The sequence below is a fragment of the Streptomyces gossypii genome (assembly GCF_025165795.1).
Lineage (GTDB): Bacteria > Actinomycetota > Actinomycetes > Streptomycetales > Streptomycetaceae > Streptomyces > Streptomyces gossypii.
In genome coordinates, this window is sequence record NZ_JAJAGO010000025.1 from 1 (window position 1) to 26,922 (window position 26,922).

The following is a 26,922-nucleotide window of genomic DNA, read 5'->3' on the forward strand; positions in this document are numbered from 1 at the left end:
AATCCGACTGTTCACAGCGTCCTCGCTGTCTTTTGTACTTCAAAGGAACCACCACTCCCGGCCTGGAGGCCGGAAGCAGGGGTATCAACATTTGGCGTTGACTTTTGGCACGCTGTTGAGTTCTCAAAGAACGGACGCTTCCTTTGGTTACCGTCTCCGGCACCCTCCGGGCTTTCCCTTCGGTACTTCGTGTTCACCACTCTAGCAGAGTATTTCCGGCCCAAATTCCGGTCCGAATTTCTCTCCAGCTGGGAAATCCCGTGCAAGTCTGCGCGGGTTCCCGTTGCGGTGGAGCCGTAAACGTACTGGAGCGGGGTGCCCCGATGCAAATCGTGGTGCCCCGCTCCCGTCATGTCCTCGCCGGACTCAGACCTCGACGACCACCGGCAGGATCATCGGACGCCTCCGGTAGGTGTCCGAGACCCACTTGCCCACGGAACGCCGTACCAGTTGCTGGAGTTGATGCGGCTCGCAGATCCCGTCCTGGGCCGATCGGGCAAGCGCCTCGTCGATCCGCGGCAGGACGGCGGCGAAGTCCGCCTCGTCGATGCCGGAGCCCCTCGACTGGATGTAGGGCCCGCCGACGATCTTCCCCGTGCTGCTGTCCACGACCACGAAGACGGAGATGATGCCCTCGTCTCCCAGAATCCGCCGGTCCTTGAGCGAGGACTCCGTGACGTCTCCGACGGACAGGCCGTCGACATAGACGTACCCGGCCTGCACCTTGCCCACGATCTTGGCCTTGCCCTTCACCAAGTCCACGACCACGCCGTCCTCGGCGATGACCACCCGGTCCTTCGGCACCCCGGTCAGCGCGCCCAGCTCGGCGTTCGCCCGCAGATGGCGCCACTCTCCATGCACCGGCATCAGGTTTCTGGGCTGGCAGATGTTGTAGAAGTACAGCAGCTCGCCGGCGGAAGCGTGCCCGGAGACATGGACCTTGGCATTGCCCTTGTGCACGACGTTGGCGCCCCAGCGGGTCAGCCCGTTGATCACCCGGTAGACCGCGTTCTCGTTTCCGGGGATCAGGGAGGACGCGAGGATCACCGTGTCACCCGGGACGATGCGGATCTGGTGGTCGCGATTGGCCATGCGCGACAGGGCCGCCATCGGTTCGCCCTGCGAGCCGGTGCAGACGAGCACCACCTCGTCATCAGGAAGGTCGTCGAGCGTCTTCACGTCGACGACGAGCCCGCCGGGGACCTTCAGATAGCCGAGTTCGCGCGCGATGCCCATGTTCCGCACCATCGAGCGGCCGACGAAAGCCACCCGGCGCCCGTGCTCGTGCGCGGCATCCAGGATCTGCTGGATCCGGTGCACGTGGGAGGCGAAGCTGGCCACGATGATGCGCTTCTGGGCACTTCCGAACACCTGGCGCAGCACCTGGGAGATGTCCCGCTCGGGCGGGACGAAGCCCGGCACCTCGGAGTTCGTCGAGTCGGAGAGCAGCAGGTCGATGCCCTCTTCGCCCAGACGAGCGAAAGCGCGCAGGTCGGTCAGCCGCCCGTCCAGGGGCAGCTGGTCCATCTTGAAGTCGCCGGTATGCACAACCATCCCGGCGGGGGTGCGGATGGCCACCGCCAACGCGTCGGGAATGGAGTGATTGACCGCGACGAATTCGCAGTCGAACGGCCCGATGCGCTCCCGGTGGTCTTCACGGACCTCCAGGGTGTACGGCCGGATGCGGTGCTCCTGCAGCTTCGCCTCGATCAGGGCGAGGGTCAGCTTGGAACCGATCAGCGGAATGTCAGGCTTCTCGCGCAGCAGAAACGGCACACCACCGATGTGGTCCTCGTGGCCGTGGGTGAGCACGATGCCTTCGATATCGTCAAGGCGGTCCCGGACCGAAGTGAAGTCGGGCAGGATCAGGTCGATACCGGGCTGCTCCTCTTCGGGGAAGAGAACGCCGCAGTCGACGATCAGCAGGCGGCCGGCGTATTCGAAGACCGTCATGTTGCGGCCGATCTCCCCCAGGCCACCGAGCGGGGTGACCCGCAGGCCGCCCTCGGGGAGTTTTGGCGGCGGGCCGAGCTCCGGATGCGGATGACTCAAAAGACTCTCCTCACCACGCGCGCCACGCGCCCGGGGAGGACACGTGGCGCGCGCGACAATCGTTCACTTGCTGTTGTTGGGCTGTATGTAGTTATGAAGTCTGTGGTCAGAGCTGTACTCCACCGGCGGCCAGATCGCGCTTGAGCTGCTCGGTCTCCTCCGAAGACAGCTCGACCAGCGGCATCCGGAGCGGCCCGGCGGGCAGCCCCTTGAGCGTCAGCGCGGCCTTCGTCGTGATGACGCCCTGGGTGCGGAACATGCCGGTGAAGACCGGCAGAAGCTGCTGATGGATCTCGGTGGCCTTGACGACATCGCCGCTGACATGGGCTTCCAGCATGGCCCGCAGTTCGGGGGCGACCAGGTGCCCCACCACCGAGACATACCCGATCGCGCCGACCGACAGCAGAGGCAGGTTCAGCATGTCGTCCCCGCTGTACCAGGCAAGGCCGCTGGTGGCGATGGCCCAGCTCGCGCGGCCGAGGTCGCCCTTCGCGTCCTTGTTCGCGACGATGCGCGGGTGTTCCGCGAGCCGGACGAGCGTCTCGGTATTGATCGGGACACCGCTGCGGCCGGGGATGTCGTAAAGCATCACGGGCAGGTCCGTGGCGTCCGCGATCGCGCGGAAGTGCCGGTAGAGACCCTCCTGCGGAGGCTTGCTGTAATACGGCGTCACCGCGAGGAGGCCGTGCGCGCCCGCCTCGGCGGCATCGCGTGCCAGCCGGAGGCTGTGCGCGGTGTCGTTCGTACCGGCTCCTGCCACCACATGCGCGCGGTCACCGACTGCCTCCACCACGGCCTCCACGAGGCGGGATTTCTCACCGTCGCTCGTGGTCGGGGATTCGCCGGTGGTGCCGTTGACGATCAGCCCGTCGTTGCCGGCGTCCACCAGGTGGGCGGCGAGCCGCTGCGCGCCGTCGAGATCAAGAGCGCCGTCCGCGGTGAACGGCGTGACCATCGCGGTCAGGACCCGCCCGAAGGGCGTCTGCGGTGTGGAGGTCGGAGCCATGGGTCCCACGCTACTCGCAGCCAGTGGTTGGTCGCTGCGTCGGGGCGCTCATCCACGGAGCCCGGCACTGCCTGCTCGGGGGTTCAGGCAGTGCCGGGTCCGTTTATTCAGCCTAGATGAACTTCGCTAAATATCGCAATACGGACACCATAAAAGAAGTGCGCCACCCGACTACGGAGCCACCCGCCCGTTGGCGTTGAAGGCCGCGTACGTCAGCGGCATCAGCTTCGCCCACCGGGCCTCCATCAGCTCGCCGACCATCTCGATCTCGCGCTGCGGGAAGGAAGGCACCCTGGCCTGCTCGTGCTGGGTGCGCAGGGCCAGGAAGTGCATCAGTGAGCGTGCGTTGCAGGTGGCGTACATCGTGGAGTACAGGCCGACCGGCAGCACCGCACGGGCCACCTCCCTGGCGACTCCGGCGGCCAGCATCTCCTGATAGGTCTCGTACGACCGCTTATACGAATCAGTCATGGCCCGGCCCACCACCTCCTGCTGGGCCTGGGTGCCCTCGACGAAGACGTACTTGCCGGGCCGGCCCTGCTGGACCAGTTTGCGGGCCGCGTCCGGCACGTAGAAGACCGGTTCGAGCTGACGGTAGCGGCCCGACTCCTCGTTGTACGACCAGCCGGCGCGGTGGCGGTGGAACTCGCGGAAGACGAAGAGCGGGGCGCTGATGAGGAAGGTCATGGAGTTGTGCTCGAACGGGCTGCCGTGCCGGTCCCGCATCAGGTAGTTGATCAGTCCCTTGGACCGCTCCGGGTCCTTCTCCAGCTCTTGCAGGGACTGCTCTCCGGCGGTGGAGACCCGGGCAGCCCACAGCACGTCGGTGTCGGCGGCGCTGTGCTTCACCAGCTCCACGGTCATGTCGCTGCGGAAACGGGGGGCGTCGGGGGTGTTGTCCGGGGCGTCTGCTCGGGTCACCGGTGGTTCCTTCCAGTACGTGCTCACCAGGGCGGCTTCACCCTACGGGCCGCCACCGACACTGATTCCAGGACCATTGCCAAATGCGGGCACTTCGGAGGAGGTGCGGACGTTCCCCCTGGGACAGCTGAGGACGATCCGCAGTAAACAATCACAGGAGTCACACCCATGTTCCGCCGCCGCGGGGAGCCCGTGCCGTTCACCTTCGTCGCCGAAGCCGACCGCTTCCGCAGCAATGTCGCCCCTCCTCCCCCACCACGACACGATCGCCGGCAGCTGGCGGGGAACGCCCTGCTCGGGCTCACCATCGTCTCCGCCCTGGTCGGGGCTCTGCTGCTGGGGCTTCCAGCACTCGATCCGGAGCAGCAGCCCTCCGGCAGCAACCAGTCGAACAGCGCCGAGGGGCGCTGACACACCCAACCGGGCCCCAGGGGTGGCCGGTCCTCACCTGCCTCGCTAATCTCACCGGGCACAGACTCACCAGCTCACCAGCCCGTGATCGAGGACCCGCCGTGCCCCTGACCTTCCTGACGGCCGACCGTGACCAGGCCGATCCGGCCGCAGAACCCGCACTTCCGTTCGAGGAACGTAACCAATGGCGCCGGCCCTACCGGCCGGGCCCTTGGCGGGTGGCAGGCTCCGCGCTGCTCCTGCTGATGGCGTCGTATCTGCTGATCTCTGCGATGATCATCGCGTTCGCGGGCGAGCTGCCCGGCGCCGGAGCCTGCGCCGGAGCGGCCGGAGCGGTGATCGTGCTCGCGCTGCGCCTGCTCCGCGTCGGCGTCTGGGTCAGCGCACACGGCCTGCGGCAGGTGGGCGTCCTGCGGACCGTGACGCTGCGCTGGCACCAGGTCGCCGCCGTACGGACCGCGCAGCAGCCGGTGCGCTGGCTGGGGCTGCCACGCACCGTTCAGGGGCAGGCGCTGCTGATCATCCGCGCTACGGGAGGCGGCGGAAGCGCTGCCGAAGGACGGGCGCTGCGCACTCTGCTCACGGACCACAACGCCGATTTCCTGACGCGCCCCGGGGCATTCGACCGTGCGGCGGACGTCATAGAGGCGTGGACCGCCGAGTCCCGGGGAAACCGCTAGCGGGTCTCGCTCTCCCTGTCGCGAAGGGAGATGGCGCGCTGCATCGCCTTCCGGGCTCGCACCGTGTCCCGTGCGTCGTGGTACGCGACGGCGAGCCGGAACCAGTTGCGCCACTCCCCCGGCAGCGCCTCCGTCTCGGCGCGCCGCTTCGCGAACACCGCGTCGGCCGAGTCCCGGTCGATACGGCCGCCCGCGGTCCGCTTCAGTTCGTCGACGGGCAGCCCGCCCTCGGCCTCCAGCTCCCGCGCCAGCCGGTTGGCGCTGCGGGCGAAGCGGGTGGTGTGCCAGAGGAACCACATACCGATGAACGGCAGGACCAGGACCGCCGCTCCGAAGACGACGGTGACGGCGGTGCCCTGCTTGATGAGGAGCACTCCCCGGCTGCCGACCAGGAGGAAGTAGACGACCAGGACGGCGGCCAGGGTGAAGTAGGTCAGGCGGGCGCGCATGTCAGCTGCCCTGCTCCGCACCGGACGCTCCGGCAGAACCGGCTGGGGCGGCTGGGGCCTCGTCATCGAACAGGAAGTGCTCCAGGCCCATGGTCAGACCGGGTGCCGAGATGATCCGGCGGACGCCGAGCAGCACTCCCGGCATGAACGAACCGCGGTTCATCGAGTCGTGCCGGATGGTGAACACCTCTCCCTCGTCACCGAAGAGGACCTCCTGGTGGGCAACGAGCCCGCGCAGGCGCACCGCGTGTACGGGGACACCGTCCACGTCGGCGCCCCGCGCTCCGTCGAGGGCGGTGCTGGTGGCGTCGGGCTGCGGAGCACAGCCCGCGGACCTCCGGGCCTCGGCGATGAGCTGCGCGGTGCGTACGGCCGTACCGCTGGGCGCGTCGGCCTTGTGGGGGTGATGCAGTTCGACGACCTCGACCGACTCGAAGAATCGCGCGGCCTGCTGGGCGAACCGCATGGTCAGGACGGCCCCGATACCGAAGTTGGGCGCGATGAGCACACCCGTTCCGGGTGAGGCGGCCAACTTGTCCCGCAGCCGGTCGAGGCGTTCCCCGGACCAGCCGGTGGTGCCGACCACGCCGTGGATCCCGTGCCCCACACAGAACTCCAGGTTCTTCAGCACGGAATCCGGGTGTGTGAGATCGATGGCTACCTGGGTGTCCGTGCTGGTCAACGTGTCAAGGCTGTCGCCCCGTCCGAGGGCGGCGGTCAGTTCCATGTCAGCGGCGGCTTCCACCGCTTTGACGGCCTCGGAACCCATACGTCCGCGGGCGCCCAGAACGGCTACCCGGATTCGGTTGCTCATCCGGAGTCTCCTCTCACTCCTGGTACCTGCCGCCCGCGGCACACGCGCCGCGGGCGGGTGGTGCACTGCTGCGCCGAGGCGAGCACCGCGGCGCGGGCTGCCTCGCTGACTTCCGGGGTGTCCGCGGGCGTCCGCCGTGGGCCTCGCACAACCCCGGCACCCTGGGCGTCCCGCCGCTGCGGATCCCGTTCAGGCGACCGCCTCGTGCAGGTGGGATGCCTGGCGATCGGTGAGCGGGCCGATGGCGGAGAGCGACGGACGGCTGCCAAGCACGTCGCGCGCCACGGTGCGGATGTCGTCCGGCGTGACCGCCGCAATCCGGGCCAGCATGTCGTCGACCGACATCTGCTCGCCCCAGCACAGCTCGCTCTTGCCGATCCGGTGCATCAGTGCGCCCGTGTCCTCGAGCCCGAGGACCGTGGACCCGGACAGCTGTCCGATCGCCCGCCGCACCTCTTCGTCCGTCAGTCCGTGCTGCACTACGCGGTCGAGTTCTTCTCGGCAGATCTTCAGCACGTCGGGTACCTGGCTCGGGCGGCAGCCCGCGTACACCCCGAACAGTCCGCAGTCCGCGAAGCCGGAGGTGTAGGAGTAGGTGCTGTAGGCGAGGCCGCGCTTCTCCCTGATCTCCTGGAAGAGGCGCGAGCTCATGCCGCCGCCGAGGGCCGCGCTCAGCACGCCGAGGGGCCAGCGGCGCTCGTCATGACGCGACACGCCGGGCATGCCGAGCACCACATGGGCCTGCTCCGTGCTCCTGTCCAGTACCTCGACACGGCCCGCGGAACGTATGGAACGGGTGCCTGAGCGCGGGCCCACCGGCTCGCCGCCGTTCCCGCCGGACAGCGCACCCGCCCGGTCGAAGGCGGCGCGGACCTGCTCGACGACCGTCTCGTGGTCGATGTTTCCCGCGGCGGCGACGACGAGGTGGGTGGGGTCGTAGTGCTTCCGGTAGAAGCGGGTGATGCGGTCGCGGGTCAGGGCATTGACGGTGTCCACGGTGCCCAGGACGGGGCGCCCGAGCGGCGTGTCCCCCAGCATGGTGTGCGCGAACAGGTCGTGGACGCTGTCGCCCGGGTCATCCTCGGTCATGGCGATCTCCTCGAGGATGACACCGCGCTCGGCGTCCACCTCCGCAGGGTCGATGACCGATCCGGTGAGCATGTCGCAGACGACATCGATGGCGAGCGGCAGATCGGTGTCCAGCACGCGCGCGTAGTAGCAGGTGAACTCCTTGGCGGTGAAGGCGTTCATCTCACCGCCGACGGCGTCGACAGCCGCCGAGATGTCGAGCGCGGTACGCCGGCGGGTTCCCTTGAACAGCAGGTGCTCGAGGTAGTGGGTGGCGCCGTTCAGCGAGGGGCGCTCGTCGCGGGAGCCGACATGGGCCCAGATGCCGAAGGTGACCGAGCGGACGGTGGGCACAGATTCCGTGATGACCCGCAGGCCGCCGGGGAGGACCGTCTTACGGACGGTGTCCGTGCCGTCCGCGCTTCCCGGGAGCGTCTTGGTACGGGCGACGGCCCGCCCCTCCGAAATGGTGGGGCGGGCCGTCGCACGGGGCGTACGCGTCACTGGGAGGCGTCGTCCTTCCCGCTGTCGGCATCGTCGGCCTCGGCGTCGCCTTCGGCCTCCTCGTCGAGGACCGGGATCAGCGAGAGCTTGCCCCGCTGGTCGATCTCGGCGATCTCGACCTGGACCTTCTGGCCGACGCCGAGCACGTCCTCGACGTTCTCCACGCGCTTGCCGCCGGCGAGCTTGCGGATCTGCGAGATGTGCAGCAGGCCGTCCTTGCCCGGAAGCAGGGAGACGAAGGCTCCGAAGGTGGTGGTCTTCACGACCGTGCCGAGGTAGCGCTCGCCGACCTCGGGCATCGTCGGGTTGGCGATGCCGTTGATCGTGGCGCGGGCGGCGTCGGCGGCCGGGCCGTCGGAGGCACCGATGTAGATGGTGCCGTCGTCCTCAATGGAGATGTCGGCGCCGGTGTCCTCCTGGATCTGGTTGATCATCTTGCCCTTGGGGCCGATGACCTCGCCGATCTTGTCCACCGGGATCTTGACGGTGATGATGCGCGGGGCGTTCGGGGACATCTCGTCGGGGACGTCGATGGCCTCGTTCATCACATCAAGGATGTGCAGCCGGGCGTCGCGGGCCTGCTTGAGGGCCGCGCCGAGCACGGACGCCGGGATGCCGTCCAGCTTGGTGTCCAGCTGGAGGGCGGTGACGAACTGCCGGGTACCGGCGACCTTGAAGTCCATGTCGCCGAAGGCGTCCTCGGCACCGAGGATGTCGGTCAGCGTCACGTAGTGCGTCTCGCCCTCGATCTCCTGCGAGATCAGACCCATGGCGATACCGGCGACGGGGGCCCTGAGCGGCACACCGGCGTTCAGCAGCGACATGGTCGAGGCACAGACCGAACCCATCGAGGTGGAGCCGTTCGAGCTGAGCGCCTCCGAGACCTGACGGATCGCGTACGGGAACTCCTCGCGGGCGGGCAGCACCGGCACCAGAGCGCGCTCGGCCAGCGCGCCGTGGCCGATCTCCCGGCGCTTGGGCGAGCCGACCCGGCCGGTCTCACCGGTGGAGTAGGGCGGGAAGTTGTAGTTGTGCATGTACCGCTTGCGGGTCACCGGCGAGAGGGTGTCCAGCTGCTGCTCCATGCGGAGCATGTTCAGCGTGGTCACGCCCAGGATCTGGGTCTCGCCGCGCTCGAACAGCGCCGAACCGTGCACCCGCGGGATCGCCTCGACCTCGGCGGCGAGCGTACGGATGTCCGTGACGCCGCGGCCGTCGATGCGCTTCTTCTCCTTGATGACGCGCTCGCGCACCAGCGTCTTGGTCAGCGCGCGGTACGCGGCGGAGATCTCCTTCTCGCGCCCCTCGAACTGCGGCAGCAGCTTCTCGGCGGCGAGCGCCTTGACACGGTCCAGCTCGGTCTCACGCTCCTGCTTGCCCCCGATGGTCAGGGCCTGCGCGAGCTCGTCCCGAACAGCCTGGGTCAGCGCGTCAAGCACGTCGTCCTGGAAGTCCAGGAAGATCGGGAACTCGCCGGTCGGCTTGGCCGCCTTGGCGGCCAGCTCGGCCTGCGCCTTGCAGAGGGTCTTGATGAACGGCTTCGCCGCGTCCAGACCGGCGGCGACGACCTCCTCGGTGGGGGACTCGGCACCACCCTGGACCAGCTCGATCGTCCGCTCGGTGGCCTCGGCCTCGACCATCATCACCGCGACGTCGCCGTCGGGGAGTACGCGGCCGGCGACGACCATGTCGAAGACGGCGTCCTCAAGCTCCGTGTGGGTGGGGAAAGCCACCCACTGGCCGCGGATCAGGGCGACACGGGTGCCGCCGATCGGGCCGGAGAAGGGCAGGCCCGCCAGCTGGGTGGAGCAGGAGGCGGCGTTGATGGCGACCACGTCGTAGAGGTGGTCGGGGTTGAGCGCCATGATCGTCTCGACGACCTGGATCTCGTTGCGCAGGCCCTTCTTGAAGGACGGGCGCAGCGGGCGGTCGATCAGACGGCAGGTGAGGATCGCGTCCTCACTCGGGCGGCCCTCACGGCGGAAGAAGGAACCGGGGATCTTGCCCGCGGAGTACATCCGCTCCTCGACGTCCACCGTCAGGGGGAAGAAGTCGAGCTGGTCCTTGGGGTTCTTGGAGGCGGTGGTGGCCGACAGCACCATGGTGTCGTCGTCCAGGTAGGCCACGGCGGAACCGGCGGCCTGCTTTGCCAGCCGTCCCGTCTCGAAGCGGATGGTGCGGGTGCCGAAGGTGCCGTTGTCGATCACGGCTTCGGCGTAGTGGGTCTCGTTCTCCACTCGGGATATCTCCTCGTCTGCGTCCGCCACCCGTGTGGCGGCGAACCGTCTGCGGCGAGGGCCCACCCGGTGCGGTGCCGGTCTTCGATCGAAGCACCCGGCTCGTGTTCGTGTCCGGGGGCCACTACCGAGGACCGGCGTCGTGTGGGCGGCGCTCGCCTCGTGCTGGTGTCCTGATGTATGCCGTGCTGGGACCAGACTACAAAGCTTCCGGTCGCCGTGAGACGGCGAAGGGAGCGGCCCCGTCGTTCGGGAACCGCTCCCCCTGCTCCTGTACTAGCGGGCGCCTGCCGCGCCGCGGCGGATGCCGAGGCGCTCGACCAGGGCGCGGAAGCGCTGGATGTCCTTCTTCGCCAGGTACTGGAGAAGACGACGGCGCTGGCCGACGAGCAGCAGCAGACCACGACGCGAGTGGTGGTCGTGCTTGTGCAGCTTCAGGTGCTCGGTGAGGTCCGAGATACGGCGCGAGAGCAGCGCCACCTGTACCTCGGGGGAGCCGGTGTCACCGTCCTTGGTGGCGAAATCGGAGATGATCTGCTTCTTCGTGGCGGCATCGAGGGATGACACGCGTACTCCTCAGGGATTCTGGCCACCGAGCGCCCCTGGTCTGCATCACAGGGGAGTCTTCGACACTCGGGAGGCCGGACCAGCGTACCAGCGGGCGGCCAGTGGTCAGACCGGCCCATGGCCCGCGAGTGCGAGGGGCGGCAGTGGGGATCAGCTGGTCATGCTGCGGGCCGCGGAGTAGACGTCCATCACCGCGAGGCACAGCGGGATGAGCGTCAGCAGCACGAACGTCTCGAAGATCTCCAGGAACCGTCCCCAGAAAGGGGTGATGCCCTTGCTCGGCACCACCAGCCCGATGGCGGTGATCAGCGCGGCCGCGGCCGCGAGCCCGGCGGTGAGCCAGACCGTACGCATGTCGAGGGCGCCCGTGTCCCCGGCGAGCATGTCCGCGATGATCTGGGTCGGCGGGTTGAGCGCCATCCCGATCCCCAGCAGGGTGACGGCGCCCAGCCCCGCGACGAGCGCGCAGCTGACCTGCGAGGTGTAGCGGAAGAGACGGGCTCGCAGCAGCATCGCCAGCCCCGTCGCGAGGGCGAGCAGCTGACCCCAGCCCGAGTCGGAGAAGCCGAGCACTGCGGTGGCGCCGAGGACGAGCGCCGCACAGCCGCCGACGAGTCCGACCAGCATCTCGTGGCCGCGACGGGCCTGGGCGGCGATGCGCTCCGCGTCGACGGGGCCCGCGGTGTCGGGGGTGGCGTCCGGGTCGTCGTCGTATCGCATGCTGCCGGACTGCGGCGCCGTGTAGCCGATCGGCAGCCGGGCGAAACGTGAGGAGAGGCCCGGCAGGAAGGCGACGAGGCCGACGGCGACCGGTGCACAGATCGAGGCCGTCTCTACCGGAGGGATGTCGCTGAGGATCGCGATGAAGGTGAGCAGGGTGCCGACCGCCGCGGCGAAGGCGACGGCGACGAACGGGCCGTCCCGGTCCGGCGAGGCGGCGATGAGCACGGTGAAGGCGACCAGCACCGCGACGCAGCCGAGCAGGAACTGGAGCCGCCCGATGCCGTGCCCGTCCTCCAGCGGCAGCAGTCCGGAGCCGGCGACCATGACGTTCGGGAGGGCACCGAGACCGAGTGCGACGGCGGAGACCCGGTCCCCGTACACCCGGGCCCGTACGGCCGCCAAGGCGACCAGCAGCACACCGGCGACACCGGCGAGGATGCCGGGCAGTGCGTGCATGTCGTGGCGCACCGGGTCGGCGTACCAGAGCACGAAGGCCATGAGGACGAGCAGTACGGCGCCGCCGATCAGACCAGCGCCGCGCAGCAGGCTGTCGTCCCACAGCTTGCGGTCCCTGCTGACGGCGGTGGCGACGGCATCGGAAACGTCGTCGAAAACCGCGGGGGGCAGCGACTCTCCGAACGGCCGCAGGCTCAGTACGTCGCCGTCGAGGATGCGCTGTGCGGCGAACGACCGCCCGCTGTCCAGTACGGTGCCGTCGCGGCGTACCAAGTGGTAGCCGACCGGGGCCCCTTCGGCGGGGCTCTGACCGCTGAGCCGGAGGATCTCCGGGTAGATGTCCGCCACCGGGATGTCCTCGGGCAACGCCACATCGATACGGCTGTCGGGCGCGACGATGGTGACCCGGCAGAAGCCGGTGGCGGTTGCCGATGCCGTCGTACTCACCTTGAGATCCCCCTCATGGGCTGCGTCACTGCACTGGCTTCGTCTCTGGTCTGCTCACTGACCGCTCACAGCACGTTCAGCGGGCGGGTACGTGTGCGGGAGTCTGACCGAACCGGACTCGCACCGGATCCAGCGCCGGGAGTACGGCACCGGCGGATGTGCCCGTTCGCTGCTGCGCATGCGCCGCGCGCTACCCTACCGCTCCGCGTCTTCTTGTCATGCCAGTAGGATCGGCCCGCGCGGACGGGGTCCGTCGCCACGGGGGCGTCGGCCCAGGAACTGTCGCGTACGTATGACCGATTGGTGCGCCGTGAGTCAGATCGTCGTCAAGCGTCCGCCACGGGCCCTCCCGCCCAGTGTGCCGAGCGAGGACTTGACGCTTCAGCCGCCTCCCGAACTGCCGCGCGGGCAGCAGGAAGGCATGCTGATGCAGATCCTGCCCATGCTCGGCATGGGCGGTTCGGTCGTCTTCTTCTTCATGCCGGGCGCGCATCCCTTCATGCGCATCATGGGCATCGTGATGGTCGCCTCGACGATCGCCATGGTCATCGCCATGGTTGTCCGCTTTCGCAGGGGCACACAGGGGCAGATGTCGGAGATGCGGCGCGACTACCTCAAATACCTCGCGCAGACCCGGCGGAAAGTACGGAAGACGGCTCGGAAGCAGCGTGACGCGCAGTACTACCTGCATCCCTCGCCGGAACAGCTGTGGGCGCTGGTCGCCGAGGGCAGCCGGGTCTGGGAACGGCGCGCCGGAGACGGCGACTTCGGCCAGGTGCGCATCGGCCTGGGCGCACAGCAGCTGTCGACTCCGCTGGTGGCCCCGGAGACCGCACCGGTTGACGAGCTGGAGCCGCTGACGGCGGGCGCGATGCACCAGTTCCTCTCCGCGCACGGCACCCTGGACGGGCTGCCGATGGCGGTCTCGCTCCGCGCCTTTTACCACATGACGGTCAGCGGAGAACCCGAATCGGTGCACGGTACGGCGCGTGCCCTGATGGGTTCGCTGGTGTCCCTGCACTCGCCGGACGATCTGGTGGTCGCCGTGCTGGCGGGGTCCGGCGCGGCAGAGCGCTGGGAATGGGCCAAGTGGCTGCCGCACGTGCAGGCTCCGGGCACGGCGGACGGCGCGGGGACACAGCGGATGATCACGGACGATCCGCTGGAGCTGGAGTTTCTGCTCACCTCGAAGCTGGAGGGCAGGCCCCGGTTCAACTCGGCCGGACAGCCGCTGCTGGACCAGGCGCATGTGCTGGTGGTACTCGACGGCGGTGCGACCGTGCCGCCGGGGTCGCTGCTCGCGGCCCCGGAGGGCCTGCAGGGCGTGACGGTGATCGAGGTGGTGCCTGGCGAGATCGACAACCCCCGCGGTGGTCTCTCGGTGACGGTGCGTCCCGGGAAACTGCAACTGGAATCCGGCCACGGCCTTGTCTACGACGGTCAGCCGGACGACCTGTCCCTGGCGGGCGCCGAAGCGCTCGCCAGGCAGCTGGCCCCGTTGCGGATGGGCAGCCGTGGCGACGACGACGAACCGCTGCTGGCGAACCTGGAGTTCACCGACCTGCTGAATCTCGGCGACGCGGCGTCGGTCGACGTACAGCGCACCTGGCGGCCGCGTTCGCAGGCGGAACGGCTCCGGGTGCCGATCGGCGTCGGCGAGGACGGTCAGCCGGTCATGCTGGACCTCAAGGAGGCGGCCGAAGAGGGCATGGGCCCGCACGGGCTGTGCGTGGGCGCCACCGGTTCGGGCAAGTCGGAACTGCTGCGCACCCTGGTACTGGGCCTGGCGGTCACCCACACCTCCGAGACCCTGAACTTCGTGCTCGCCGACTTCAAGGGCGGCGCGACCTTCGCGGGCATGTCCCAGATGCCGCATGTCGCCGCCGTCATCACCAACCTGGCGGACGATCTGACGCTGGTCGACCGCATGGGCGACTCCATCCGCGGCGAACTGAACCGCCGCCAGGAGATGCTGCGCGACGCCGGCAACTACGCGAACATCAAGGACTACGAGAAGGCCCGTACGGCGGGCGCCCCGCTCGCGCCGATCGCCTCACTCGTTCTGGTGATCGACGAGTTCAGCGAACTGCTGACCGCCAAGCCCGACTTCATCGACATGTTCATCCAGATCGGCCGCATCGGCCGCTCCCTCGGCGTGCATCTGCTGCTCGCCTCGCAGCGGCTGGAGGAGGGGCGGCTGCGCGGCCTGGAGACCTACCTGTCGTACCGCGTCGGGCTGCGGACGTTCTCCGCCGCGGAGTCCCGTGCGGCGCTGGGCGTCCCCGACGCGTACCACCTTCCGTCCGTGCCCGGCTCCGGCTATCTGAAGTTCGGCACCGACGAGATGACCCGCTTCAAGGCGGCGTACGTCTCAGGGGTGTACCGCTCCGGCGCCTCGGACGACGAGGAGACGAGGGGCCCGCTGCCCGCCAACCGGCGCCCGGTGCCGTTCACCGCCGCGAAGGTGCCCGTTCAGTACACGGCACCCGATCCGGCGACGACGGCCGCCGCGCGCGGGCCGGCCCCCGGCGGGGACGACGACGCGCTCGCGGACACCGTGCTGGACGTCATCGTCCGCAAACTGGAGGGGCAGGGCACCCCGGCCCACCAGGTGTGGCTGCCCCCGCTGGAGACGGCGGCCCCGCTCGACGAGCTGCTGCCGGGCCTCACGGCGGTCGAGAACCGCGGTCTGACCCAGCCCGACTATCCGCGCATGGGCCAGCTCATCGTCCCGCTCGGCCTTGTCGACAAGCCCTTCGAGCAGCGGCGCGACCCGCTCTACTGCGACTTCTCCGGCGCCGCGGGTCACATGATGCTCCTCGGCGGCCCGCAGTCCGGCAAGTCCACCCTGCTGCGCACTCTGGTGTCCACCTTCGCGCTGACCCACACGCCCTACGAGGTCCAGTTCTACGGGCTCGACTTCGGCGGCGGCGGCCTCTCGGCCATCGCGGACCTCCCCCACGTGGGCGGCGTCGCCTCCCGCCTGGATCCGGAGCGGGTGCGGCGTACGGTCGCGGAGGTCGCCGGCATCCTCAACCAGCGCGAGGAGTACTTCCGGGCGAACGGCATCGACTCGATCGGCACCTTCCGCAGGCGCCGCGCCCGGGGCGAGATCACCGACCAGCCATGGGGCGACGTCTTCCTCATCGTCGACGGCTGGGGCACCTTCAAGCAGGAGTACGACATGCTGGAGGAGGTCGTCACCAACATCGCCTCCCGCGGCCTCGGTTACGGCATCCACGTCATCATCGGCGCCTCCCGTCTGATGGAGGTGCGGCCCGCGCTCAAGGACCAGCTCGCCAACCGGCTGGAGCTGCGGCTCGGCGACACCATGGACTCCGAGTTCAACCGCAAGGTGGCGGCGAACGTCCCGGCCGATGTGCCCGGACGCGGGCAGTCGCCCGAAGCGCTGCACTTCATGACGGCGGTGCCCCGAATCGACGGGGTCGGTTCGGACTACGAGCTCTCCGACGCGACGGCGGCGATGAACCGGGCCGTCACCGACGCCTGGCACGGCGCCAAGGCCCCGGCGGTGCGGCTGCTGCCCCGCGAGTTCCCCGCCCACGAGCTGCCCAAGGGCAACGACCGCCCGGAGCGGGGCGTCGCCTTCGCCATCGACGAGAACAACCTCGAACCCGTCTACGTCGACTTCGAGACCGACCCCTTCTTCCTCATCTTCGGCGACAGCGAGTCGGGCAAGACCAACCTCATCCGGCTGCTCGCCAAGCAGATCTGCGAGCGGTACACACCGGACGAGGCCCGCATCGTGGTCGCGGACTACCGGCGTGCGCTGCTCAGCACGATCCCTGAGTCGCACCTCATCGTCTACGCGGCCATGTCCAACGCGATGGATACACACATGGCCGCCCTGGCGGACCTCATGGAGAAGCGGACTCCGCCGGAGGACGTCACGCCGCAGCAGCTGCGGGACCGCAGCTGGTGGAACGGGCCGAAGATGTTCATCATCGTCGACGACTACGAACTGGTCTCCAACTCCAGCGGCAACCCGCTGGCCGCGCTGACGGACCACCTCCCGTTCGCCCGCGACATCGGCGTGTGCTTCATCATCGCGCGCAGCGCGGCGGGCGCCTCGCGTTCGTCCTACGAGCCGTTCATGCAGCGCATAAAGGAGCTCGGCGCCCAGGGCGTGGTGCTGGCGGGTGACCCGAGCGAGGGCGACCTGCTCGGCAACATCCGCGCTCGGCCCATGCCCCCCGGGCGTGGCTTCTTCGCCTCCCGCAAGCGGGGAACCCCGCTCGTACAGCTGGGTTGGTACCCGCCGGAGTAGGTCTCGGGGGGCGCCGTACGTAGGTCTCGGGGGCGCCGTACGGACCGGCCGGGTATCTCCCCCGGGGGCTCTTCCCCCAGAGGGACCTTCCCTGTCCTGGTGCCGAAGTAGTGTGGGGCCACGAGCCGCGCTGACTCCGTCTGCCTCGGGGAAAACCCACGGCACGCCCGGCGCCCGCGATCCATGACGGTCTCCGCGACTCCAGGGAATCGGGTGCGCTGCGCGGGCATCCGCGTTCATCACGCCGTGCGGCGTGGGGGAAGCCCCCGCCGCCCTCCACGAAGGGACCTTCGCCAGTGGCCACGGAGCAGGAGAAGGCCGAGCTGTACGCCATGGACATCTCGGATGCCGTATGGGAGAGCGCCCCGGGCGGGCCCGAAGAGGAGAAGGTGGAGATCGCGCACCTGGCCGGCGGTGCCGTCGCCATGCGCAACTCCAAGGACCCGGACACGGTGCTGCGTTACACCGAAGCCGAATGGCGCGCCTTCGTGCTCGGTGCGCGGGACGGCGAGTTCGACCTCCAGTAACCGGTGACCGGTGACCGCCTCCCTGGATGCCTTACCCCCGGGGAGTGCGGTGCTGGTGCTGCTGCGCACGCCGCATCGGGGCGGACCATCAGAAGACGGGCATCGCGGTCAGCTCGCCCCCACTCAGCAGAAAGGCCCGGTTTCCGGCCACCGCGCTGCGCCACCGGCCAGGCCCGCTCCGAAGGGGCGGCCACGCCTTCTTTCCGCTGCGGACATCCACCGTCGCCACACCTTCGGTCCCCCTCTCCCCGAGAACCACCCATGCCGTGTTGCCCTGAGGTGCGGGTGCCTCCCGGACCCGCCCTTCGTTCATCAGCGTGAGCGTCCAGTCCACACCACCGTCAACGGCCTTGCACGCCTTGAGCTCAGCGCCGTCGCCTGCGAAGAGAAGCTCACCCGCCAGTGCGGGTGAACCCCAACCCGCCCCTGCAGCCGGGCGAGCCCATCTCTCCTTGCCGTCTGCCAAGGCGAGTGCCCGGAGCCGTCGTCCGCCGAGGTAGACGGTGTCGTCCGAGACCGCCGGGGTGAGGAAGCCGCTGCCCTGCTCCTCGGGCCCCCATACCGTCTTCCCGGTACCGGCGGCCACTCCGGCCACCTTCCCGTCGCTGCCGTACACGACCAGGATGCCGTCGGCCGTCACCGCCCTCACCGCCCGCTCGGCAGTGGACCGTACGGGGGGAGACACCGTCCACAGTGGTTCGTGCGAGGTGACGCTGACTGCGCGCAGCCGATTGTCGTTCGTCGTGACGTACACAGCCCCGCCATCGGCCGCCAGCACCGTGCGGACATCGGCCGCTGCCGTCCACTGCCGACTGCCGTCCTCCGTTTTCAGCGCCAGAAGTCCACCGGAGGCATCCGCGGTGAACGCCGTTTCGCTGTGAGCGGCGGGCGCGGCCGTCCCGGCGGACGGCTCGGCACCGTCAGCGCTCCAGCGCCGCTCTCCGTCACGAACGTCGTACGCCCGCACGTCGCCGTTCGTTGCGGTGACGAGGACGAGATCGCGCACGGGCAGCGGAACGGACGCCTCATGGGCTCCGGTGCGGATGGGGCCCCAGAGCGCGGGCGGAGGCGTGCCCTCTTCGTAGTCGGCGAGCAGATCGGCCTCCCAGGGTGCGGAACCCCCCGTACCGTCCCCGGTCGACAGCCACCAGACCACTCCTCCACCTGCCGCGAGCACCGCACCCGTGGAAAGTCCGACGATCAGCTTTCGCCTGGATATCCCGGTGATCCCGGACAGCCCCGATCCCTGAGTGGGCTCCCCGTCGCCTTGCAGCGCTGACAGCCGGCTCGCGTTCCGTTCCCGCTCGGCTATGTCGTCGGCCAACGCACCGCTCGTCCAGGCACTGTCCGCGTTGCGCGGGGGTGCGAGAGCCTTGATCACCTGATCGGGTGTGGGCCGCCAGGCGGCGTCTTTCGCGAGGCACGGAGCGACGAGAGCGCGCAGGTCCGGCGGCAGCGCGTCCAGGCGCGGCTCGCCGTGCACAACCTCGTACTGCACGGCGGCCACATGGTCGCCGGAGAAGGCGCGTTCGCCGGTGGCGGCGTAGGTGAGGACCGCACCGAGCGCGAAGATGTCCGCGGCCGGGCCCACGCGCCGGCCGACCACCTGCTCAGGCGGGCCGAAGCCCGGGGTGACCGGTGCCTGTCCGGTGGTCGTGAGCGTGAGGCCGTGTTCAGGGCGGGCGATGCCGAAATCGATCAGACGGGGCCCACCCGAAGTCAGCACGATGTTCGAGGGCTTCAGGTCCCGGTGGACCAGGCCGGCCGCGTGCACGTCGCGCAGCGTACGGGCCAGCACCGCTCCCAGAGCCCTTGTGGCGGCGTTGCCGAACGCGCCGTAGCTCTCCACAGCGTGATCCAACGTGGGCCCGGCCAGGAACTCCGTCGCGATCCACGGCCGGCCCCCTTCCATCTGGGCCCCCAGGACACGGGCGACGCCCTTGCTGCGGACGGACTCCGCCGCATGGGCCTCGCGCACGAAACGCTGGACCAGGTGACCGTCGTAGGCGAGCTCGGGGCGAAGCACCTTGACGGCCGCGGGCCGCCCGGTGTCGTCACGGCCGAGGTAGACCTTTCCCATGCCGCCGACGCCGAGCACACCAATGAGGCGGTAGGGCCCCAGACGTAGGGGATCGCCGGTGCCGAGGGGGTTCACGCGAGGGAGCTCCTGAGTGGGTGGGGCAGGGGCGTTACGTTATTCGAGGGGGAAGGCGAGAACGGTATTTCCATTCACTGCGATGAGTTTTTTGGCGGAGGGAGCTGCGAGAAGGTCCGTATAACCCGCTTCATCGGATCCGGAAAAAACCCATGCCTCACGGCGCTTCTCGCAGTCGATGGCCGCGAACCAACGCCCCTTGTCAACGGAGAAGTAGACGTATCCAGTTCCTGCCGCCGGGATCGACAAGTACGAGGCATCGGCGGCCCAGTCCGTCTCGAGTTCCCAGAGCAGAGTCCCGGATTCCGCATCCAGCGCAACGATTCCGTATCCCATTTCCACAGCGTACACGACACCGTCATGGAAGATTGGCACACCGTAGAACATGCTCCGCTCTTTCCGAGTGGGATTGCTCCTTTCTTTTCCGAAACGCCAAGACACTTTACCGTCGATGATACCTACGGCTATAATCTCCTGGAATCCCAGATAGTAATGTGAGGCACCCCGACCGTGGGAGAATGCCACGACGCGCTCTTCGCCTTCACCGTTGGGCGGAAATGAATTCGACCAGATTTTCTTTCCTGTCCGTGTACTGACACCCCACATCGTCTCCACATTTTCCAAAGCGAGTACCAGCACTCCGGCCTTCCATGCCACGACCTGGGCCGTACTTTCAGGCGTGGAAATCTCTTGGCGCCACTGCTCCTCCCCTGTATCCGTGCGGATCGCCAGCCGCAAAGACACCTCCTCCCCATTCGGCTTTCCTGCCGTTCCGGTATAAAAAATCAACCCGCCATGGGTCGTCAACAGTCTGGGATTCTTTACATCCAGATCCTCGCCAGGCGTGACTTGATTTCGAAACTGAACAGTCTTGGCATCGATCAGCGCAACAGCAGCATTACTCGAATCGATTCCATAAATTCGCTTGCCGTCCGCAACCGGAAGACTGTAGTCTAGAGCTTCTCGATTTATCACGCCTTGCTTGCCGCTTTTCACCGCTACGGATGTCAATCCCGCCTCGGAGCTCATCATCAGGTAGTCCTCGGCCAGAAATACCTGAAATTCCGCCGCGCCGGAGACTGCTGTCTTCCAATGAGGCTTCGGCGCAGCGCCCACAGGCTGGCTGCCGGACGAGGAGCGCGCTGGCCGACCTGACTCGTCCGTTCCGAGCCAGGCCCACCCGGCTGCGACACCTCCCGCCGCGAACAGGGTGCCGGCGCCCGCAACGAGCGCCCGCCTCCTTCGCACACTGCGTTCACGCGAGTGAGGTGCCACTGTGGTGAAGTCGTCTTCCCAGAGCGGAAGCCGGGAGGGCTCTATCTCCCAAACCGCCTCGCTGCGTCGCAGAACTTCCGCGTGCACGGCATCCGGCAGGAAGTCGGCGAATTCCCCGTGAGTCTCGGACAGCGAAGATCCCAGTTGCGTCGTGCCAGGGCGTTGATCCGGGACCTTGCTGAGGCAGCTCGCCAGCAACGGCTGCATCTCCGGCGGAACTGCTGTCAGATCAGCCTCGCCGTACCGGACCCGGTAGAGCAGGTCGGCCGTCTGCCCGGTGCCGAAGGGGCCATGGCCGGTCAGGGCGAAGACCAGCACTCCGGCGAGCGCGAAGACGTCCCCGGCGGGACCGTGCTCCCCACCGGTCGCCTGCTCTGGGGACATGAAGGCGGGAGTGCCCGCAGCGGTGCCGGTCCGTGTCAGGCGATCGTCCCCTGCAGCGCGGGCGATGCCGAAGTCGATGAGCTTGGGGCCGGTGGCCGCAATCAGAATGTTGGAAGGCTTGAGGTCACGGTGCACCACACCGGAGTTGTGCAGTTGTGAGAGGGCTTCGCAGAGCCGGGCGCCCAGGACGCGAGCGGCTTCCTCCGGCAGCCCGCCGCACACGGCTACGGCCTCGTCCAGCGGAGGTCCCAGCACGTACTCCGTAGCGAGCCAGGGGACCTCGGCCAGCGGATCCGCATCCACCACCGCAGCGCCGTACTCACCTCCGATGACGCGAGCGGCATCGACCTCGAGACGAAACCGCGTGCGGAATTCGGGGTCGGCGGCGAAATCCGCGTGCATGGTCTTCAACGCGACCGTCCGGCCACCGGGCGAACGACCCAGATACACCGTGCCCATCCCACCACTGCCTAGTCGTGCGATGAGGCGGTACTCACCGAGGCTCGACGGGTCGTCATGTCCGAGTGAGGATTCCACCGCAATCAGTCCACGGGCAGTGCATACAGGTCGGACCCACTCGCGACGACAGCCATCCCGGAAGAAGTGCCCACCACCGAAGCCGACTGTATCGACGACCCATCATCCACTACGGCGAACCTCCATCGAGGAACACCATTCCGGGCATTGAATGCACCGATTTCTGATTCAGTCGACTGAAGGACAGTTTTCCCTGAATCACTCAGCATTATCGTCGCACCGAGAGGCGCCGTAGAAGCTGTCGAGTCGGTCTTCCATCTGATCTTTCCCTTTCGAGTATCGAGAGCATAAGTAGCCAGGTCGGCATCCGCGAAGTACAGCATATTTTCCCGGGCATCCGGATTTGAAATCACCAGACTGCGAGTCCGGATTTGCCAGCGCTCATTGCCGCTCTTGATGCCGATGCCACTGATGCCGTCATGCAAGTCCTCACTCACACTTACCACCAACAGGTTTCCGGGCATTGCCTTCGGGACCCCGCTCGGAGATCGTCGCACTTTGACGTATCGCTGCTCCCACTTCTTTTCACCATCACGGAGGCCAACGGCATAGTAAGCAAGGTGTTCACCGCGTGCATCCGCGTGATTATTTGGCAACAGCAGGCTATTCCGGTACAGGATGGGCGGCAAATTCCCCTCACGTGCCTGCTGGACGTCTCCGGTCATCTCGTTCGGAATTACCGTACGCCACATTTCTCTGCGATCGCGAATTCGGTAGCGTATCACCAGTTTCCGTTTACCACTTCCACCCGTCACCGTCTCGTCAGCCAATAGCCATACGGATCCGTTCTTCCCGGCCAAGACGGAGGACATGGCAAATCTCTTGCCGACACCGTAGCCCTGCTCCCGCCACTGCACACGCCCTGAAGATGCTGAGAGAAGCGAGAAACTCCCGGATTCCGGTATCAGCACTTCACCGTTTCCCATGTAGATCGGTGAGCCGACGGGGAAGAGGTCATCACGCACCCATATTTGCTTACCCTCTCGGAGGTTGATCCCCAGCAGGCCGGATTCATCTTTCACAACCGCCCGCAGTGGCCCGGTGAGAACGAATTTCATCACCTCCCCCGGAAGGCGATACCGCCACAATGGCTCAGGGGCCGTGCCGGGCACCGCAAGCACGGGAAGCGGCTCGGGCTTCCGCTTTCCCACATTGCGCCACGCAACGATCCCCGAAGCGCCCACGGCGACACCCGCCGCAGCGGATGCAGATCCACGGATCAGCATCCGCCTGGACGGAGAAGCCATCGAGGCCACCCTCAGGGTCTCTCCGCCCGTCACTGCTGCAGCGATCGTCGCCGGTGAAGGTGGGGAGGTCGCCATATCCGCCTGCATGGCGTGCTTCGTGGACTGGGCCACCAATGCAGAGGCCAGTGACTCGGGGAGTTCTCCGGATGGCCGAACGGATCGACCGCGAAGCCGCTTCAACAGTTCGTCGGCCTGTGGGCGATGCGCAGGATCCGGGTTGAGGCAGTCGACAATCACGCCTCGGAGGGCGAGCGGCAGAGCAGTCGGCTCCGGCGCTCTGCTACCGGTGGCCATATAAGCGAGGACGGAACCCAACGCGTAGATGTCGCCAAGCGGACGAGGCTGTCCCCCCTGGCGCTGTTCGGGCGGCAGGCTCTGATCGGCGACACCTGGCACCGCGGTCCGCTCCTCACCCAAGGGAGACGCGGCCCGTACGAGCCCGTATCCGGTCAACTGTGGGCCCTGTGCAGTAAGCAGGACCGACTCGGGTGAGATGCCCGCATATACCAGGCCATTGGAGTGGGTGGTCAGCAGCGCTTCGGTCAGCGCCACACCCAGCGAACGGACGACAGCTTCCGGCAGCGCACCTCCGTGTGCGGACAGAGCCGTGGGAAGGGGGAGTGCGGGAAAGCAGTCGTACGCGATCCATGGAGAACGCGCCTCCGGGCCAGCGATGTTCGCAATCGGGGCAACCCAACGGCTGGTCAAGCTCCGGGATTTGTTCGCCTCCGCCCAGAAACGGAAGCAGTATCCAGTGTCGTCGGCCGCATCCCCCAACGCTGCCATCAGGACGACCGGCTTCCCATCCCGGTCACCGCGGCCGATACACAGCGCCATGTCCTTCGCCGCGAGATCCAGAGGCGCCACGACCTGGTACATATCGAACTGAGACGGGCTTACTCCATCCGGCACGCTCCCCTGCTCCTCTCGTTTGATCGAGGACAGCCGAAACTCCCGGACGTAGTGTGTCAGTCCAGTAGCAGACCGTAGACATCGCCCCCGCTGGTCACCACCGCCATCTCATCCGTAAGGGAGACCATGCGCCGCTGAGGCGTGCGCCCGGTTGTCCGGGGCAGGTCGGTGAAACGCCAGAGGAGGGCTCCCCTGTCGATGTCGAAGGCATCCACCTCCGAATCGTTCACGGAAAGCATGAGACGGCCGTCGGAGCCGACCAACGTATCCGGAAGGCGATCGTCCGCTGCCGGCGAGATCCATAGATCAGGGTCGACGTTCAGTGTCACATCGCCCTTGACAGGGTCAACCGCGTACACGGCATAAGAGCTGTCCGTCGCGTAAACCATGTGCTTGTGCACGACCGGCGGACCGAAAACGCGGCGATCCTCGGCCTCCTTGCCCTTGGTCTTCACACTCCACTCCGGGGCATCATCGGAACTGCGAAGGTCGTACCCCCGCAGCTCTGCTCCCGCAACGGCGATCAGCAACTGTCGACCGGAGACCTCCGTCACCGGACCGGGAGTCAGCCCTTCGTACGCACGCGACCAGGCCTTCTTGCCAGTGCGTCGGTTGAGTGCGGTGATCTCCGTCTTGGCTGTGCGGCCCTTCCCCTCGGCAGCCGCTGTCACCAACACGTCCGGCAGCAGGTGGCCTTCGGTGAACGGCCCCGGCACCCGGCTCCTCCAGAGCTCGCGTCGCTCGGTCACGTCGTAGGCGACGACCAGGTGGCTGCCGCCCCCGGAGGCGGCTGACCGGTCCCGGGCCGTGAACCAGATCACGCCCCCGGCCGTGGCAAGAAACCGGAGGTACGGCGCTTTGCCGCCCCTGCGGTAATCCTTCGGGCGCGCAACGACATGGCCGTCCTGTGGATCCAGCAAAGTCAGCTCAGGCCCGGGGACAGCAAGGAGATCGTCCCCGAGGATCTCTGCGGGCCCCGCAGGGCTCACTTCCGACTGGTGCCACTCTTTCTCCCCGGTCCGCACGCCGACCCCGGACACACCACTCTCATTGACCACCACAACGGTCTTGTCCTGCCAGATCACAGGCGCGAACTTCGGCACGGTCCCAGGGACTTCGTAACGCCACCGGATCCTCGGCGGGGCACCTTTCACACGCTTCCGGGACCTGCGTTCCATGACCAGCCGTTGAGCGGGCGTCGGTGGAACGGGCGGCCCTTCGGCGGTCACCGCCCAGGCGACCGCGCCACCCACGGCGACCCCGGCCGTGCCGAACGCCGCGCCTGCGAGCATGGCACGCCTCGCAGGACGGCCGCCGGACAAGCCGGGAGCCGAGGGGGTGGTACCGGCCCCGCCCGGATCCGGTGCCGCCTTCGGGTAAGCGGCGGGTGTGGACCGCCCGTCCCGTTCGGCGTGCCCAGGTGCCGCTGTGACGGCCGGGGTCGGCGCCGGCAGGGGCACGTGGTCCGCCTCGGCGGCAAGTACAGCAGCTGCCTGTACGGCGAGGGCGGCGCTCACTCGCCGCGGCAGCCACCCTGGCGTCAGCAGGGTGCCTGCGCGGCTTGCCTCACTGTCCCATGCGGTGGTGGGCTCACCGGCCGGAGCACGAGCCGCCATACCGGCACCTGACGTGAGTGCTGTCAGCAGCATGGCGGCTCGTGGGCGCTGAGCTGGGTCCTGCGCCAGACAGGCCGCTACGATGTCACGCAGATCCGGGGGCAGTTCCTGAAGTGCGGGAGTCAGCTTCCCTGTCGCGGCGTAGGCGAGCACCCTTCCCACCGCGTAGACGTCGCCCAGCGGGCGAGGACGTCCGCCAGCCAGCTGTTCGGGGGACGTACCGGCAGCCACGAGACCAGGCCGCTGTGACCGGTCCTCACCATCGGGCGCCACCGCGCGTACCGTACCGAAGCCGGTCAGCCTGATGCCGCCCCTCGTCAGCTGCACTGCTCGCACCGAGATCCCCGCGTGGGCGAAACCCTTCTCGTGCAGGCTCACCAGCGCTTCGGCAAGCGCAGCTCCTACCGCGCGCACCGTCCGCTCCGGAAGCGGACAGCCGTGCGCCCGGAGCGCGGCGGGCAAGGGCAGGGCCGGGGCGTACGCCGATGCCGACCAGGCAAGAGACTCGGCTTCGTCCCCGACCTCCTCGACCGAGTCCAGCCAGGGGCTCGTGCCGGCAAGTCGCCTGGCCTGTACGGCTTCTGTCAGGAAGCGTGAGGCGTAAGCCGCTTCTGCCGCCAACTCCTCCGTCGGTACGGTGATGAAGTAGGTGCGGTCGCCCCCGTCCTTCCGGCCCATGTAGACGCGTACCGCCGTGGGCACCTCCGCCGAGGGCGGCTCCAAACGGCCGACTACGTATAAGGGCCCCAGCTGTCCGGGGCAGTCTCGACCTAATGGCTCCAACTCGCTCCTCCACGGCAGCGGCCTTGGGGGTGACAACGATGGGGGCGCGATCCGTGCGCCCAACGCCACTCAGTCCAAGTGCCTGACAGAATGCCAGTCATAGCACTTGGACTGAGGAGCGTGCACAGAAAGCCGCATGAACCGAACCCAGCGCCCTCTCGGGCCGGAGGGCTCAGAAGTCGAACATCGCGGCACCCTTCTTGTCCGTCCGCTGGTAGCCCGCTGCCGCGGCATGAACCTGCCGGGAAAGCATCTGAAGGGTCTGAGTCAGGCCGGTGACATTGGCCCCCCAGCCCTTGTGCTTGCCGTTGAAGGCAATCTGGGCTTCACCGTCCCAGGTGCCCACAACCTTCCTCACGCGGGCATCCAGAGCCTCCAGTTCACCCTGGATGGTCGTGGCGGCGGTACCGATGTCGTCAGCCGCCGAGGTGACGGTGTGGTACGTAATCTTGATGGTCATGTCTCTCCTGCCCCGTTACCTGGCGGTCGGCACCGTGCCGACACCACTGAAGTCAGCGATCGGGCTGGTGTTCCCGAGCTTGGTGAAATCCTCGACCTGCTTGAGCTCATTGGCCGTGAAGCCGTCCTTGCTCATCTGCAGCGCCTCTTCCATCATCTGGAGCTTGCGGTCCAGAGTCTGGGCGTACGTGTTCGCCTTGTTCTGCACAGTGTTGAAGGACTTCTGCCCTTCGCCCTGCCAGGCGACCTCGATTGCGTCAACCACTGCGTTAAGGTTGCTGATCTTGGACTTCAGCGTGTGCTGCATCCTCTGCACGTCAGTGATGAGGGCCTTGAGTTCCTCATCATGTGTCTCGAGACCGCCTGTTCCGCCGCCTTCAGCCATGGTGTTCCTCCTTCAGTGG

General features: G+C 67.8%; 19 protein-coding genes. 4 read left to right on the forward strand and 15 right to left on the reverse strand.

Going from position 1 to position 26,922, the window contains the following annotated elements; all coding sequences use genetic code 11:
* Window positions 1-366: 366 nt before the first annotated feature.
* From LHJ74_RS33075 to thyX, 3 genes are all read right to left on the reverse strand, one after another.
* Entirely contained in the window at window positions 367-2,052 is a 1,686-nt protein-coding gene (locus LHJ74_RS33075; RefSeq protein WP_260222029.1) for a ribonuclease J, read from the reverse strand.
* A gap of 106 nt (window positions 2,053-2,158) precedes the next feature.
* Window positions 2,159-3,058 carry a 4-hydroxy-tetrahydrodipicolinate synthase gene (gene dapA / locus LHJ74_RS33080; RefSeq protein ID WP_260222030.1) on the reverse strand — a complete coding sequence of 300 codons (900 nt, stop codon included), beginning with the start codon at window positions 3,056-3,058 and terminating at the stop codon, window positions 2,159-2,161.
* A gap of 171 nt (window positions 3,059-3,229) precedes the next feature.
* A complete protein-coding gene (gene thyX, locus LHJ74_RS33085) occupies window positions 3,230-3,922 on the reverse strand; it encodes an FAD-dependent thymidylate synthase (RefSeq protein ID WP_260222056.1) in 693 nt (230 codons plus the stop codon).
* A 225-nt stretch (window positions 3,923-4,147) separates the two neighbouring features.
* On the opposite strand from thyX, the gene LHJ74_RS33090 reads away from it, so the two are divergent.
* Both LHJ74_RS33090 and LHJ74_RS33095 read left to right on the forward strand, forming a co-directional pair.
* The gene (locus tag LHJ74_RS33090) at window positions 4,148-4,390 is read left to right on the forward strand and encodes a hypothetical protein (RefSeq protein WP_260222032.1); all 243 of its coding nucleotides are present in this window, start codon (window positions 4,148-4,150) and stop codon (window positions 4,388-4,390) included.
* A 101-nt stretch (window positions 4,391-4,491) separates the two neighbouring features.
* On the forward strand, window positions 4,492-5,070 hold the full coding sequence (locus tag LHJ74_RS33095; RefSeq protein WP_260222033.1) for an SCO5741 family PH domain-containing membrane protein: 579 nt from the start codon (window positions 4,492-4,494) through the stop codon (window positions 5,068-5,070).
* Here LHJ74_RS33095 and LHJ74_RS33100 read toward each other — a convergent pair.
* The 6 genes from LHJ74_RS33100 to eccD form a co-directional block, all read right to left on the reverse strand.
* Complete coding sequence (locus LHJ74_RS33100; protein ID WP_260222035.1) at window positions 5,067-5,519, reverse strand: hypothetical protein; 453 nt, start codon at window positions 5,517-5,519, stop codon at window positions 5,067-5,069. The two genes, LHJ74_RS33095 and LHJ74_RS33100, sit on opposite strands and share 4 nt — an antisense overlap.
* 1 nt (window position 5,520) lies before the next feature.
* On the reverse strand, window positions 5,521-6,333 hold the full coding sequence (gene dapB / locus LHJ74_RS33105; RefSeq protein WP_260222036.1) for a 4-hydroxy-tetrahydrodipicolinate reductase: 813 nt from the start codon (window positions 6,331-6,333) through the stop codon (window positions 5,521-5,523).
* Window positions 6,334-6,522: 189 nt separating this feature from the next.
* Entirely contained in the window at window positions 6,523-7,905 is a 1,383-nt protein-coding gene (locus LHJ74_RS33110; protein WP_260222037.1) for a M16 family metallopeptidase, read from the reverse strand.
* Window positions 7,902-10,142: a polyribonucleotide nucleotidyltransferase gene (locus LHJ74_RS33115; protein ID WP_260222038.1), complete on the reverse strand. Its 2,241-nt coding sequence runs from the start codon at window positions 10,140-10,142 to the stop codon at window positions 7,902-7,904. The genes LHJ74_RS33110 and LHJ74_RS33115 overlap by 4 nt, the downstream gene beginning before the upstream one ends.
* A gap of 276 nt (window positions 10,143-10,418) precedes the next feature.
* Window positions 10,419-10,709 carry a 30S ribosomal protein S15 gene (gene rpsO, locus LHJ74_RS33120; protein ID WP_260222039.1) on the reverse strand — a complete coding sequence of 97 codons (291 nt, stop codon included), beginning with the start codon at window positions 10,707-10,709 and terminating at the stop codon, window positions 10,419-10,421.
* Window positions 10,710-10,859: 150 nt separating this feature from the next.
* Entirely contained in the window at window positions 10,860-12,335 is a 1,476-nt protein-coding gene (gene eccD, locus LHJ74_RS33125; RefSeq protein ID WP_260222040.1) for a type VII secretion integral membrane protein EccD, read from the reverse strand.
* Between the two features lie 310 nt (window positions 12,336-12,645).
* On the opposite strand from eccD, the gene eccCa reads away from it, so the two are divergent.
* Window positions 12,646-16,623, forward strand: coding sequence for a type VII secretion protein EccCa (gene eccCa, locus LHJ74_RS33130; RefSeq protein WP_260222057.1), 3,978 nt, complete (start codon window positions 12,646-12,648; stop codon window positions 16,621-16,623).
* Between the two features lie 296 nt (window positions 16,624-16,919).
* Window positions 16,920-17,150, forward strand: a complete 231-nt coding sequence (locus LHJ74_RS33135) for a DUF397 domain-containing protein (protein ID WP_260222041.1) — start codon at window positions 16,920-16,922, stop codon at window positions 17,148-17,150.
* An 88-nt stretch (window positions 17,151-17,238) separates the two neighbouring features.
* On the opposite strand, the gene LHJ74_RS33140 is transcribed toward LHJ74_RS33135, so the two are convergent.
* The 6 genes from LHJ74_RS33140 to LHJ74_RS33165 form a co-directional block, all read right to left on the reverse strand.
* Window positions 17,239-19,305, reverse strand: coding sequence for an outer membrane protein assembly factor BamB family protein (locus tag LHJ74_RS33140; RefSeq protein WP_260222042.1), 2,067 nt, complete (start codon window positions 19,303-19,305; stop codon window positions 17,239-17,241).
* Between the two features lie 39 nt (window positions 19,306-19,344).
* Window positions 19,345-21,501: a serine/threonine-protein kinase gene (locus LHJ74_RS33145; protein ID WP_260222043.1), complete on the reverse strand. Its 2,157-nt coding sequence runs from the start codon at window positions 21,499-21,501 to the stop codon at window positions 19,345-19,347.
* 5 nt (window positions 21,502-21,506) lie between these two features.
* A complete protein-coding gene (locus LHJ74_RS33150; protein ID WP_260222045.1) occupies window positions 21,507-23,660 on the reverse strand; it encodes an outer membrane protein assembly factor BamB family protein in 2,154 nt (717 codons plus the stop codon).
* A 56-nt stretch (window positions 23,661-23,716) separates the two neighbouring features.
* Window positions 23,717-25,954 carry an outer membrane protein assembly factor BamB family protein gene (locus LHJ74_RS34305; protein ID WP_311203379.1) on the reverse strand — a complete coding sequence of 746 codons (2,238 nt, stop codon included), beginning with the start codon at window positions 25,952-25,954 and terminating at the stop codon, window positions 23,717-23,719.
* Window positions 25,955-26,231: 277 nt separating this feature from the next.
* Entirely contained in the window at window positions 26,232-26,519 is a 288-nt protein-coding gene (locus LHJ74_RS33160) for a WXG100 family type VII secretion target (protein WP_260222047.1), read from the reverse strand.
* Between the two features lie 15 nt (window positions 26,520-26,534).
* Complete coding sequence (locus LHJ74_RS33165) at window positions 26,535-26,903, reverse strand: WXG100 family type VII secretion target (protein WP_260222048.1); 369 nt, start codon at window positions 26,901-26,903, stop codon at window positions 26,535-26,537.
* Window positions 26,904-26,922 lie beyond the last annotated feature (19 nt).

Coding starts and splice junctions, on each gene's coding strand:
- dapA (WP_260222030.1), bottom strand. CDS start 3,058: ATGGCTCCGACCTCCACACCGCAGACGCCCTTCGGGCGGGTCCTGACC.
- thyX (WP_260222056.1), bottom strand. CDS start 3,922: ATGACCGTGGAGCTGGTGAAGCACAGCGCCGCCGACACCGACGTGCTG.
- LHJ74_RS33090 (WP_260222032.1), top strand. CDS start 4,148: ATGTTCCGCCGCCGCGGGGAGCCCGTGCCGTTCACCTTCGTCGCCGAA.
- LHJ74_RS33100 (WP_260222035.1), bottom strand. CDS start 5,519: ATGCGCGCCCGCCTGACCTACTTCACCCTGGCCGCCGTCCTGGTCGTC.
- dapB (WP_260222036.1), bottom strand. CDS start 6,333: ATGAGCAACCGAATCCGGGTAGCCGTTCTGGGCGCCCGCGGACGTATG.
- LHJ74_RS34305 (WP_311203379.1), bottom strand. CDS start 25,954: ATGGGCCGGAAGGACGGGGGCGACCGCACCTACTTCATCACCGTACCG.
- LHJ74_RS33160 (WP_260222047.1), bottom strand. CDS start 26,519: ATGACCATCAAGATTACGTACCACACCGTCACCTCGGCGGCTGACGAC.
- LHJ74_RS33165 (WP_260222048.1), bottom strand. CDS start 26,903: ATGGCTGAAGGCGGCGGAACAGGCGGTCTCGAGACACATGATGAGGAA.